General features: G+C 47.5%; 7 protein-coding genes. 4 read left to right on the top strand and 3 right to left on the bottom strand.

What is annotated here, in order from left to right:
* Positions 1 to 105 precede the first annotated feature (105 nt).
* Positions 106 to 1032, bottom strand: a complete 927-nt coding sequence (locus QZW82_RS16790; RefSeq protein ID WP_293150100.1) for a hypothetical protein — start codon at positions 1030 to 1032, stop codon at positions 106 to 108.
* A gap of 193 nt (positions 1033 to 1225) precedes the next feature.
* Here QZW82_RS16790 and QZW82_RS16785 point away from each other — a divergent pair, with 193 nt between their 5' ends.
* A complete protein-coding gene (locus QZW82_RS16785) occupies positions 1226 to 1990 on the top strand; it encodes an MBL fold metallo-hydrolase (RefSeq protein ID WP_293150098.1) in 765 nt (254 codons plus the stop codon).
* A 176-nt stretch (positions 1991 to 2166) separates the two neighbouring features.
* Here the strand turns inward: QZW82_RS16785 and ftsZ are convergent, their stop codons facing one another.
* Both ftsZ and QZW82_RS16775 read right to left on the bottom strand, forming a co-directional pair.
* A complete protein-coding gene (gene ftsZ / locus QZW82_RS16780; protein ID WP_293150096.1) occupies positions 2167 to 3435 on the bottom strand; it encodes a cell division protein FtsZ in 1269 nt (422 codons plus the stop codon).
* 382 nt (positions 3436 to 3817) lie between these two features.
* A complete protein-coding gene (locus QZW82_RS16775; protein ID WP_293150094.1) occupies positions 3818 to 4717 on the bottom strand; it encodes an FtsQ-type POTRA domain-containing protein in 900 nt (299 codons plus the stop codon).
* A 232-nt stretch (positions 4718 to 4949) separates the two neighbouring features.
* Between QZW82_RS16775 and QZW82_RS16770 the strand changes: the two genes are divergently transcribed.
* The 3 genes from QZW82_RS16770 (at position 4950) to QZW82_RS16760 (ending at position 13902) form a co-directional block, all read left to right on the top strand.
* The gene (locus QZW82_RS16770; RefSeq protein WP_293150092.1) at positions 4950 to 6161 is read left to right on the top strand and encodes an RNA-guided endonuclease TnpB family protein; all 1212 of its coding nucleotides are present in this window, start codon (positions 4950 to 4952) and stop codon (positions 6159 to 6161) included.
* Positions 6162 to 6412: 251 nt separating this feature from the next.
* A complete protein-coding gene (locus tag QZW82_RS16765; RefSeq protein ID WP_293150090.1) occupies positions 6413 to 7744 on the top strand; it encodes an ATP-binding protein in 1332 nt (443 codons plus the stop codon).
* Positions 7745 to 8424: 680 nt separating this feature from the next.
* Entirely contained in the window at positions 8425 to 13902 is a 5478-nt protein-coding gene (locus QZW82_RS16760) for an AAA family ATPase (RefSeq protein ID WP_293150088.1), read from the top strand.
* The last annotated feature ends 98 nt before the right edge of the window (positions 13903 to 14000 follow it).

Below are 14000 nucleotides of genomic sequence, written 5' to 3'. Positions count from 1 at the left end.
TTCACGTCCGGTCGATCTACTGCGATAAGATTTGTTCGTAGTGTGGACTTTAGTCCGCAGCTTGAGAGCGGACTAAAGTCCACACTACGAACCGTTAATCAGATTTTATGGTTGCGGTTTGATTTCAACGATCGCTTCAGTCATTCCCAGAAATTTTTGTGCTTGTTGGGTAATACCAAATAGTCGATCGCCATGACAAAAAATTTCCCAGGCGCGAATTCCCATAAAACCAACACCTGCAACCGCCAAAGGCACCGCTGCGGCACCTAAAACCCCAGCAATTGGGGGAAATATCATACAAAGTGTTAACAAAATTCCCGTGATTGCACCGCCAGCAATACCAGCTTTAGCAGTGGCGGCGGCGACTTTTTCGACTAATTCTGACTGGGTAATTTTGCCTTCGACGCACAATAGCGAGTTTTCTAAGATCGAAAATACTAACTCAATTACGGCTGCTGCGATCGCCCCTTTAACTGCGGCCCCAACAATTTCCGCAACGGCTGCTTTAAAAGCAGCATCCGCTAAAACTTGTTTAGCGACTGCTAATTCTTCGACAGTCATGTCTGCACCACCACGGGCGCGATTCACCCAAAAATATTCAAAAATCCCGTTAGCAGCTTCGCTTCCGCCTCCATTCACGTGGGCTTGGATGTGACTCCAATCTTTGTCTTGACAGAAGTTGCGAATTGCTTCCGGGCCTTGGGCGCGAATTTGGGCGGGGATGGATTCAAATACTTTTGCTGCTTCTTCCACATTCCGCATTCCGTCACGCACGCCAGCCCTAGCAAATTTGAATTGCAGATTTTTTGGCAGATTCTCAAAACTGATGTTGTGGGCGACTTGAAAAGCTGCTTCAGTTGCGATCGCCCCTGCGCTCACAATTGAACTTGGTGCCGATTGTACCCATGCCGTTACTAAAGTTGCATTTTCTTGAACTTTAGCAGCCATTTCGTTCGCTAAGTTTTGGGTTTCAGCAACAGTTTCTTGTACTTTTATCGTTAAAAAATCGAGCGGATTCTGGTTGATTTCCATTTCGATCCAGCTTGCATCGTTAATAATTCAATTATTCTGAACTATAACATTTTTCTGCCGTAGTTATTCTTCGGAATCTTCCTGTCTCGCGTTGCGCGGACGAAAGTTTGTGTAGACCCGAATGACCTTCGGCGGTTATCTTCGCAACACAGGTTATCATTAAAATAAATGTAAATAATTATTGCAAACACTTATGAAACTCACCCGTATCGACCTCAACTCCTGGATCTTCCACATCGCAGGCCAAACCATCTTAGTCGATCCCTGGCTAGTCGATCCCCTGGTATTTTACGGTCAACCCTGGCTGTTCACCGCCTACCACAATACGCCTGTCGCCTTTACGCCCAGTACCTTACCGCCGATCGATCTTATCCTCATTTCCCAAGGCTTAGACGACCACTGTCACAGACCAACACTCGAAAAGCTCGATCGGACAATTCCCGCGATCGCCTCACCCACCGCCGCCAAAGTCCTCAACAGTTTAGGCTACACCAATATCACATCTTTAGCAAATTGGCAAGAGTCTAAATTTAAAGAAATATTACAAATCACCGCCGTACCCGGAGCCGAAATCCAGCCCGGACAAGAAGAAAACGGCTATTTACTCAAAGATTTAAACAGCGGCGAAACACTTTATTACGAACCGCATCTGCCGCCCTTAGAAAAAGTTAAACAGAAAATAGACACCGTAGACGTAGCCATCGCCCCCGTCATCGGTCAAATCTTCCCCTTCCTCGGACAAATCATCATCGGCCCTGCTGAGGCCCTGAAACTTGCCCAAACCCTAAAACCTCGGTTTTTTGTACCTACAACGACGGGAGATATCCGAGCCACGGGTATTTTACCGATGTTAGTAAAGTCGATCGGCAGCATCCCCGAATTTCGCGATTTACTTGCCAATTCGGGACTGTCCACCCAGCTACTCGAACCCGAACCCGGACAAACCCTAGAGATTTGAGATTTGAGATTTGAGATTTGAGATTTTTTAGATTGGAGATTGCCGATTGTAGATTTTAGATCTAATCAGCCATCCCCAATCCCTAATCTCTAATATATCTACATAGATTAGAGATTTTTTAGATGGGAGATTTTAGAGCGAATCCGCCTTCCTAATCCCCAATCCAAAATCCAAAATCATTTTGGGCGACGGTTTCGCAAAAACTCAGGAATATCCAATCCGAAATCCTGCGGTTTTGCTTTCGCATCCTGCGGCTGTTGAGCAGGAGTCACCGGCACAGTCGCAGCCCGCCAAGGAGCATTAACATTTTGCGTGCGCGAAGCCTGAGACGATGAGATCATTTCCCCCGAAAAACCAGTAGCGATCACAGTAATCTTAATTTCGCCCTGAAGCCGCTCATCAATCACCGCTCCAAAAATAATATTGGCATTCGGATCGACAACTTCGTAAATCGTCTCAGCCGCCGCATTAACTTCATGCAGCGTCATATCTGTACCGCCAGTGATGTTAAACACTACACCTCTAGCGCCCTCGATCGAGGAAGCTTCCAGCAAAGGCGAAGAAATCGCCTGCATTGCAGCTTCCCTAGCCCGCGACTTGCCCGATCCCACACCGATACCCATCAAAGCCGAACCCGCATCCGCCATTACAGCGCGCACGTCAGCAAAGTCAACATTCACCAAACCGGGAATGGTAATAATGTCAGAAATACCCTGAACCCCTTGGCGCAGGATATCGTCAGCCACTCGGAAAGCCTCTTGTACGGGCATTTGTTCCGAAATCACCGACAGCAGCTTGTCGTTGGGAATCACGATCAGCGTATCCACCCGGCTTTGCAAAGCGGCGATTCCTTCTTCAGCTTGGCTGGTGCGCCGCCGTCCCTCAAACGTGAAAGGCCGGGTTACGATGCCCACAGTCAAAGCGCCCATTTCTTTAGCCACTTCCGCGACAATCGGAGCCGCGCCCGTGCCCGTACCGCCACCCATGCCGGCCGTGATAAACACCAAATCGGCGTGATTCAAAGCATTAGCAACTTCGTCGCGAGACTCTTCAGCAGCCTTTTGTCCGATCGCCGGATTGCCGCCCGCGCCCAAACCGCGCGTCAACTTTTGTCCGACTTGCAAGCGTTTCGGAGCATTAGAGAGCACCAGAGCTTGGGAATCCGTATTCACGCACCAAAACTCGACACCAGAAACCTCGCTAGCAATCATCCGGTTAACGGCATTGCCGCCACCACCGCCAACGCCAATTACTTTGATTTTGGCGGCACTGCTGGGCATTATGTCTTTGGGATTGACCATAGGATCGATATCAATACTATCTACATTTACATAACCAGACTTGCGTCTAAACGGATTGGCGGAATCTAAGGCCACCGGAAAATTTTTTACTTCTTCCGAAGGGGGACTGTCTTGGTCAGACCCCTGACTATTATTAAGGTTCATGAGAGTCTGGGATAGTAGATTACAGCTTTTTAACTAAACTAAACGCCAATTCACCATCAACTATATGCTAATGTTGCGCGAAAAACTAACACTGGTCGAGGCTCAATGTTAGCAATCTCGGATTTGGCCGCTGTTGCTCGCCCATAGCTTGCATACCCCATCTAGGTGCTTGTGCACAAGGCACTTCTACGCAAGGCAAAATGAAAAAAATGGATACCAGCCCTTAACGCATCGGATCGAACCCAAAGTTATGAATTTTTTTTCCGATGCGGATCGGTATCAAAAAAGTGTCCCTATTTCCAGTCTTGCGTATTGATACCCAGAGCTAAAAATTCTGATTGTCGATCGACGACGATACCTTTTACCTTTGGCAGACACAGGCTCAATTCTGAGCCGGAGTTGGTGCGGGAGTTGAACTCTCCAAACTAGGAGGGGGTTCTGGCAAGTGGACGATCGGGGCAGCAGGATTTCTCAAGTCAATGTAGGCTATTTTGCTTGAATCTAGCTGTTTTGGCAATTGTCGCATTCGGTCTAAAACTTTAAGCTGCTCGATAGTCTTGGAACTGTACGGCCCTAAGTGTACCGTACCGATCTCTGTTTTCAAGATCAAGTTATTTGGGTTTTGCCAGTCTATCTCAAACACTTTCACAGTCAAGCCGCTGAGTCCTTGGTAAAACTTCGGCCACGAGGCTCGATACTGTTCCAAAGGCCCGATGACTTTTAAAGTTGGCAAAGAATGCTGGGGCCCGGTTCCCTGAGGGCTGACCGGTGCGATCGAACTATTGTCCGATCGCACAGCAGTATAACTCTCCGACGGCATCCAACCTCCGCGAGCATCCAGCCACCCCACCTTGTCCTTGTCGCTAGATTTCAACACCGCAGTCGGCTGCGCCACCGCCACCGGCAGCCTTTCTGAGACTTCTATTGTCAAAGAAGGTGGAAACAAGTTGCGAGTCACCTTCGCTTTGGCGATCGGCCCCGTTGATTCCAGCTTTTCGGCCAGGGCCTGCGGTTGAATTCCCCACAGCGACTGCGGGTAAGACAGCGGCACCAAAGAGCGCACCGCCTTGTCCGACAGCCACTGATTGCCCTCCACCTTCACTTGTTCCGATCGAGCAATCAACCAAGCCGGCTGTGCAATCCACCACAGCAAACCCCCGGCCATCGCGCTCGCTGCCAGCATTTGCCACAGCAGGGCTGCCGATCGAGCGCGACGCTGCCGCCGCAACTCTTCGCGCCTGCGCCCTAACTCTTTTTGAGAAACCACTCCAAAACTAGCCATCTACCTCTTGACAATTTAACTAGACAGACGGGAATTCCCCCACTATACCGTAGTCAGTTAATAGGGGATGAAAGGCGCGTGAGTTGTACCCAGCGAAACCTTCGGCGGAGTTTATCTGCTTGCCCTTCGACTAGGCGAGCGGATAAACGCAGTCGTTGGGTTCAGGGTATCGCAAATTTCTTGTATTTTCCTAGCATCTCTGATATATTAGCAGAGATGTGGATTGCCGATAATGTATCAAAACTATAAATTCCGAATCTACCCAACAGCCGAGCAGCAGACGTATTTTGCGGGTGCTTTCGGTTGTTGTCGTTGGTTCTGGAATTACAGCTTGAATCTATGCCAGCAAACCTATAAAGATACTGGCAAAGGACTGAGTAGAGGTGCAATACAAGGATTGCTTCCAAGCCTCAAAAAAGAATATACTTGGTTAAAGTCAGCTTATTCTCAATCACTTCAAGTAGTGGCGCTAAATCTATCTACTGCCTACAAAAACTTCTTTGATAAGCGAGCAGGTTTTCCGAGCTTCAAATCTAAGCATGGAAGACAGTCTGTTAGTTACCCTCAGAATGTTAAAGTAGGCGATAGTTTCATCAAGCTGCCGATCGTCGGTGAGGTACATTGTCGGATTCATCGACCGCTAGAGGGCACCATCAAAACCGTTACTATTTCTCAAAATACTGATGGTAAATACTATGCCTCAATCTCAGTAGATCGTGGACAAGAAACCCCTGAAAGTGATGCGTCGGGCAAGGCCATAGGTTTAGACGTTGGGCTGAACGATTTCTGTGTTACCAGTGATGGCAGCAAGTATGTCAACCCCAAACATCTCAAGAAGCATAGCCGGAATCTGAAGCGTAAACAACAGAAACTAAATCAAAAACAAAAGGGGAGTAACACCAGACAAAAGGCTAAAAAATTAGTAGCCAAAGTTCATTCAAAAATCAAAAGAGTGCGCGAAGATTTTCTGCACAAGCTGTCCCGCAAGATAGTAGACGAAAACCAAGTTATTGCAGTAGAAAATCTCAACATCAAAGGTATGGTATGCAATCACTGTCTAGCAAAAGCTATTAGCGATGCTGGATGGGGAATGTTTGGAACAATGTTAAAGTACAAGGCCCAGATACTAGGTAAGGTCTACATCGAGGTAGACCGCTTTTTTCCTAGCTCTAAGACTTGCAATAATTGTCTCCACAAGGTATCATCCATGCCTTTGAATGTTCGTCATTGGGATTGTCCTAAGTGTCATAGCCGTAACGATAGAGACGTGAACGCGGCGAAGAATATTAGAGATGAAGCCTTGCGGATTTTGGCATTGGGAACCAGTGCTACTGCCAATGGACGGAATGTAAGTCAACCTGGTAAGATTTCGGTCTTGCTGGATGCTGTTCCGCTTGAAGTTGGAAGCTCCCGTCATAGCGGTATCCCGCCTGACGATGAGTAGTTCACCCAGATCCCCGCGAAATTACCCATAAGCAGGGCAAATATCCGTAAATTCACTGGTTCAGTTAGATAATTAAAATTTCTTAATTAAAAATTCCAAATTCCCGCGCCGTCCGGTTCATTAGCAGATAGAGGTTGTTTAGGTATTTAGGGCATTACCCCACACGGCAAAGTGTGATAAATCAAACTAAACTCAACGAAAGAAAGTTTAGACTTTCGATTAACTCTTTTAACTTTTAGCCGGCTTCAATTGTGATCGCACTCGAATTAGACAGATTTTATAAAGCCTGCAACCCGAGCAAGACCCTTGTCGCGGGAGACCCAGGAGATTATCAATACTACATCGATTTTGGTTCTGTGCGGGGTGGCAAAATCATTGAATCTTTACAGCGAACCATCACCCGCATCTCCCCCGACGAGCCAACCTGTCAGCTATTTACAGGGCATATCGGCTGTGGCAAATCTACCGAATTGTTTCGACTCAAAGCTGAGCTAGAGCAAGATGGTTTTTGCGTCGTCTACTTCGAGTCTTCCCAAGACTTAGACATGGGCGATGTAGACATCAGCGATATTTTGCTGAGCATTGCCCGCCAAGTCAGCGAAACGATGGAATCCGCCAAAATTAAACTCAGACCGAGCTACTTTACCAATCTGTTTGCAGAAGTGGCAGAATTTTTGCAGACTCCCATAGATTTGTCAGCGGAAGCGGAGTTATCTATAGGCATTGCTCGAGTTACTGCTAAAACTAAAGATTCTCCCAAACTGCGATCGCAACTCAGGCAATATCTCGAACCCCGCACCAACAGTATCTTGCAGTCGATCAACGAAGAACTCCTCGACAGAGCTAATGCCGAACTCAAGCAACAAGGCAAAAAAGGCCTCGCAGTCATCGTTGACAATCTCGATCGCCTCGACGCCTCCCTCAAACCCAGCGGACGCACCCAGCCAGAATACCTGTTTTTAGACCGCGGCGAACAGTTGAAAAAACTCAATTGCCACGTCGTCTATACCATTCCCCTGACTTTGATTTTTTCTAACGACTTTGGCCGTCTCGCCAGTCGATTTGGAGTCAAACCCAAGGTGATGCCGATGGTACCCGTGCTGAGGCGATCGGGCGACGATCATATCGAAGGAATGGCACTGCTGCGCCAGCTCGTATTGGCTAGAGCTTTCCCCACAGTCGCTCCCGCCCAACGCATCGATTTGATTTCCAAAGTCTTTGACTCTCCCGAAACTTTAGACAGGCTTTGCCGGATTAGCGGTGGCCATGTTCGCAATCTACTGATGCTTTTGTATAGCTGTTTGCAACATGAAGATCCCCCCTTCTCTCGCGAATGCCTCGAAAGCGTCATTCAAGAATATCGCGATGACCTTTTGGGAGCCATCAATGACACGGAATGGGAATTGTTGTTTCAAGTCGTCAACCGACAAAGTGTAACCGGCGAAGAAGAATCTCAAATCTTGTTGCGAAGTATGTTTGTCTTTGAATACCGGGATCAAGAAGGTCGCTGGTTTGGCATCAATCCAGCCCTAGCAGAAACCAGAAAATATCAGGAGTGGCAGCAACGAAATCACCAAGAATAGTTGGGATTTTTGAGATCGCATTCTTCGACTCTAAGATCCGTTAGCGGCGAGTAAATTGGAAACTATTTAACTTAAAATTTACCGTTCAAAACTCCCAATTTCTACAATCCAATAAGCACGCAGTCAGCGGTTTTTCCCACTGGCTGATTTCTCTTAAATGCGGTCTTTACGCCGCGCATATAATTGCCCCATAAATATTTGTCACCACACAATACATTTCCCCAACCTCAACTGTCATATCTCCCATGCCAGACCATGTAGGTAGGTATGTATTGATCCGTTGCTCCTAGTCTGGAGCGAGCATCCATGACGAGTTTTTTTCTTTTTTCCAAATATATGCTACAGATATACCTATTGTTTACTAATAGCTAGTCGCTGGTATTATCGATACATTTAGCTGTCTGATATTTATGAATGGAGGATTTTATCTGTAGCTGACTAAAAAATATTTGATCTAGGTTTAATTTTTATTGTCAAGTTTCCCATTCTCTGAGATTGGGAGCTATGATGTTTTTAGATTAAACCTGATGACTATGTAAGTATTCATAGGAGAAGTACGAAAAACTACGTATTCCTACAGATATAAAGCGCCAGACAGATACGGGCATCTCTAGGTAGATACTGTTTCCGTCACGATCGGCAATCGTTAGGTAATTGATTTCTGCAAAAGGGGTGCACGCATGACCGATCTACTTAAACAACAAGAAACCGCCAGCTACAACGAGCGATCGCTCAAAACTCTGGTAAGATCCATCGCCATGTCTCAGCAGCAATTTTCGCTAATTTTGGTGCGCTGCAACTACGAGCAGTTGCGGCAGCACATAGCGCAGCGGCTGCGAGAAATGTCCGCAGTTCCAATTCAAGATCTCGTCCTGCCAGCATCCGTCAAAACCCTTTACACTACCCTCCAGGCAAACACGCTTCAGAACGGGGCTTCGGCTGTAGGTTCTGCCTCAGCTTTGATGGTATTTGGTTTAGAAACAGTAGTAGCGATCGACGAATTGATGGCCTCTACCAATCAAGTGCGAGATGAATTTCGCAAAAATTTTTCCTGTCCGGTGATTTTGTGGGTAACAGATGACATTGTGACCAAAATGATTCGTCTGGCCCCGGATTTCAAAAGTTGGGCCGCCGCCACCATTAAATTTGAAATGGCTGTTGACGAATTAATTAATTTCTTGGCACAGCAAGCCGATACTATATTTAAAGTAGGCGAAATAAATCAAGAACTCGGCAGCAGTACAGCAGGCACCCGACCAGGTTTTTGCACCTGCGAAACCGACTGGGAAAAACCAGCCCAGGAGCATCAAATTAGCTCCGGAGAACGCTTTCTCACCTTTAACTCTCAACTCCAAAACGGACGACAATTAGATGTCCACTCGTATTCGCCTTTGAGTCCGGGCAATACCCTCGATTTGGCGATCGGCTCTTTGTCGCGCCGAGAACTAGAATTAGCTTTAAGAGATTTACACAATCGCGGTCAAGAATTAGAACCCGCCCTGAAAGCCAGCCTGCAATTCGTTCTGGGTCGAGATTACTATGTCAGCGACCAAACCGAAACAGCATTAATTCATTACCAAGAAAGCTTAATATTTTGGCAGCAGCAAACCGGCAACTGGGAACTGGCAAACTGGGAATATGCCGAAAATCGATCGACCCTCTGCTCATCATTGTCGAATCCTGTCCCCAACATCCTATTTTTAGAGAGAGAAGGCATAGTGCTATTTCACATAGCCCTGTGTCACAGATTGCAAGCAGCCAGAAATCCGGTAGCCAACCGCCACCACTGGGAACAAGCTTGGATTAGCCTGGAACAATCTAGAAACGCTTTCTCCCTTGCCGATCGCCCAGAATTGGTAGCTGAGGTGACAGCACACCTCGGAGAGGTACTGCAACGCCTCAAAGCTTGGGGAGAGTTGCAAGCATTAGCTGAAAATTCTTTGCAGTTGCACTTCACCTACGGTACTCCCAGCCAATTAGCTCAAGATTACGGGTTTTTGGCTGAAGTTGCCCTGCAAGAGTCCAGGTGGACTCAAGCCCGCCAGCTAGCCGAGTTGGCTTTGGCGATTTTGGATCAAACACCTAACGATTTAAGATTGTTGATTGAAGATTTGAGATTGGGATTTGCGGGAAATTATCCAGAATTCGTGGGTACTAACGAGTTCAGTAACGATCCCAAATCTAAAATCCAACATCCCAAATCCGATCGCAGTTCGTATCTTTTACTGTTAGCTCGCAGTTTGCGGGAGCTAGGCCAGTGGGAAGCCGCGGTTCATTCTTTGGAGTTAGCTCAAAATCAAAGCGAACCCAAGTACGATCCCCGACTTTACATCGATATTTTGACAGAACTCCAAGCGGTTTATTTCGAGCAGGGAGAGTATCTCAAAGCTTTCCGGATTAAAAAAACCCAGCGATCGATCGAGTATCAATACGGATTTAGAGCTTTTATCGGAGCCAGCCAATTGCAACAGCAGCGTCAAGCTGTCAATCCTTCGAGCCCCTCAGCTCAAAATCAAGCTGCGATCGCAGCGGAAATGACAGCTTATTCCCGCCAAAAAGATATCAATAAATTGCTCGAAAGAATTAGCAGGGACGATCATAAATTAACTATTATTCACGGGCCCAGCGGAGTCGGAAAAAGTTCTCTAGTCAACGCCGGCTTAGTACCTGCTTTGAAAAATATTACTCCGGGCGCACGCGATGCCTTGCCAGTAGTTATCAAAGTTTACACCGACTGGCTGGTGGAATTAGAAAACGCTTTGAACGGAGCGCTGTACGACAAACAAGCCGAAGATGAAACGCAATTAATCGCTCAAGGACTAAAGGAAATCCACAAAAGCAGTTGCTCTATTTCTCCAGAACGCGGCTCGGAAACTTCTTCTTTTATTATAGAGCAGTTACGCGAAAATGCCACAAATAATTTGTTAACTGTGCTGATTTTCGACCAATTTGAAGAATTTTTCTTTGTTTCGACTTCGGTGGCACAAAGACAACTTTTTTATAACTTTTTGCGATTGTTTTTGAACCTACCTTATGTCAAGATAATTCTGTGCTTGCGCGAAGATTACTTGCACTATTTACTCGACTGCGATCGCTTCCCCGATCTCGACGCCATTAACAATAATATTCTCGACAAAAGCATCCGCTACCAACTACGCAGTTTTTCAATGAAAGACGCGCGGGCTGTGATCGGACACTTAACGAAACGGGCAGAATATTATTTAGAACCGGCACTGATCGATGCCTTCGTGGAAGATTTAGCAGACGAACTGCAAGAAGTGAGACCGATCGAATTGCAGGTAGTGGGAGCGCAACTGCAAGAAGAAGGTATTACAACTCTAGCACAATACCAGCAATTGGGCGCCAATCCCAAAGCAGAATTAGTGAAGCGATCGCTCGAAGGAGTGATCTCTGACTGCGGCCTGGTTAACGAAGACGCAGCTTGGAAAATATTGTTTTCCCTGACGGATGAAAGAGGCGTTCGGCTGATTAAAACCAAACACGAACTGTCCTTAGTGACAGGCCAGCAGCCGGCAGATGGGGGCGAAAGTGAATTATTGGCGATCGGCAGCAGAGGAAGAATTTCCCTACAGCGACAGTTCGCAAAAGAACCAGAAAGCGGACAAAAGAAAACCGACAACCTCGACTTGATTTTAGACATTTTAGTCGGTCACGGTTTGCTATTTCTGCTGCGGGAATCGCCCGAAGACCGCTATCAATTGGTACACGACTATTTAGTGCGGCCGATCCGCCAAAGATTTGGCTTAGAAGCCAGACTCCACAAAGCAGAAGCCGACAAAAAGATGAGTCAAGCACAGCTCTACCGAGCCAATACTTTTCTCAAACAAATGCTAGGAGTAGCAGTGATCGGCGTCCTATTGCTAACGAGTTCCACGATCGCCGCCGTCAACTTTTGGTGGCGGGCAGTCGGTCAAAAACAGCTAGCTGTCGCTCAAACTCAGCGAGCCGAAATTAGTACCCTCACAGCAGCTTCTGAAGCTCTTTATTTCTCAAACAACAAATTTGACGCCATGCTAGAAAGTTTGAGAGCGGGTAAAAAGTGGAGACAGATAGAACGCTCCAAAGAAATGCACACTCTCAAAGACACGGAAATTCTGATTGCTGCTGCCCTCCAGCAAGCAGTTTATGGCGTCAAAGAACGCAACCGTTTGGAGGGACACGGTGACGTAGTTTGGGGTTTGGCTTTCAGTCCAGACGGTCAAACAATAGCTTCTGCTAGCGTAGATAAAACCGTGAAACTTTGGCGGCGCGACGGCAGTTTGCTGGCTACTTTCAAAGGACACACTAACAGCGTCTCCTGTGTCACTTTCAGTCCCGACAATAAAACGATCGCCTCGGCAAGTTTAGATAAAACTGTCAAAATTTGGCAAACAGACGGCACTTTGCTGACCACTTTAACGGGACATACTAATAGCGTTACCACCGTTGCTTTTAGCCCGGACGGCCAAACGATCGCCAGCGCATCCACAGACAAAACTATCAAAATTTGGAAAACCGACGGTACGTTGCTGCAAACGATCGCACAACCAGCTCCCATAAATTGGATCAGCTTCAGCCGCGATGGTAAAATCATCGCTGCGGCGAGCGATGACGGCACTGTAAAACTGTGGAATGCTGACGGCAGGTTAATCGCTAATTTGTGGCACAGCGAAAACAAAAAACCCTCCAAAGTTTACACGGTCAGTTTTTCCCCCGACGGTGAAACGCTCGCCAGTGCCGGTGAAGACAAAACGGTCAAAATCTGGAGCATCGCTGCCATAAAATACCCAGCCCGAAAAAAATCAGCCAAGGCAAATAAGGGCGAACTGCTAACAACTTTGCGGGGACACAGCAAGTGGGTATTTGGTGTCAGTTACTCCCCCGACGGTAAAACACTTGCTTCTGGAAGCGCAGACGGGACTGTCAAACTCTGGAGTCTGGCTGGTGTTGGCGACAAACGCCCAACGGATGCTAGCAATATTAAACCGGACAGTCGTTTGCTCAGAACTTTTGAGGGACACGCCGATCGAGTTACTCAGGTAAGTTTTAGCCCGGATGGCAAAACTTTGGCTTCAGCAAGTTTTGACAAAACAGTCCGACTTTGGCGGCTCGATGATGTGCCGCTCAAAACCCTCGACGGACACCAAAACCGGGTGCAAAGCGTTATTTTCAGCCCCGACGGTCAAAAGCTGGCTTCTGCTTCTACGGACAAAACTATCAAACTCTGGAGCCGCACGGGGATTTTGCTCGAAACCTTGGAAGGACACACTCAGAGAGTCGCCAGCGTCAATTTCAGCCCCGACGGACAGCTACTGGTTTCTGGGAGTTACGACAAAACGGTGAAAGTCTGGAGTCTGAACAAAGATGCGACGAGTAATAGTCTCCCTTGTCCTTCGGCGCCGCTATTCCCGTGTTCGCCTTCTGTGCTGTTTACCCTCGAAGGACACGGCGACAGCGTGATGAGCGTGAATTTTAGCCCTGACAGCGAGATTATTGCTTCGGCGAGCAAGGACAAGACTGTGAAACTCTGGACGAGACACGGCAGGTTGATTAAGACTTTGACGGGACACAAAGGCTGGGTGACTGGGGTGACATTCAGTCCTGACGGTACGATGTTGGCTTCTGCAAGCGATGACGGTACTGTCAAAGTGTGGAATCGGGACGGTGGTTTGCTGAGGACTTTTGAAGGGGCTCACAATAGTTTTGTGTTGGGGGTTGCTTTTAGCCCTGATAGCAAAATGCTGGCTTCGGCTGGTTACGACAATTCGGTGAAGCTGTGGAAGGTGGACGGAACTTTGGTAGCGACGCTGCTGAAGGGTTCTAGCGACAGCGTGACTAGCGTGGGTTTTAGCCCGGACGGTTTGTTGGTTGCTTCGGGCAGTTACGATCATAAGGTGAAGTTGTGGAGCCGCAGCGGGACGTTGCTGAAAACTTTGACCGGTCACAAGGATAGTGTGATGGGCTTGAGTTTTAGCCCGGATGGGAAAATTCTGGCTTCTGCTAGCAAGGATAACCGGGTAATTTTGTGGAATTTGGATCTTGATGATTTGCTGGTGAGGGGCTGCGATTGGGTGGGGGATTATCTCAGAACTAATCCTAATGTGAGCGATCGCGATCGGCGTCTGTGCGACGGAGTAGCGCCTAAATCTCAGTTTTAGTCAGTTGATTGTTGATGGTTGGCGGTTGACGGTTGACTGTTAAGCAACGGAGGAGACGGCAATGCCGTTTCTTGCGCCGCAAAATAATCTATCGCGAT

It is taken from the genome of Microcoleus sp. bin48.metabat.b7b8b9.023, from assembly GCF_013299185.1.
Lineage (GTDB): Bacteria > Cyanobacteriota > Cyanobacteriia > Cyanobacteriales > Microcoleaceae > Microcoleus.
Note: the sequence above shows the minus strand (reverse complement) of the source record. Positions and strands in the feature narration are given on the sequence as shown.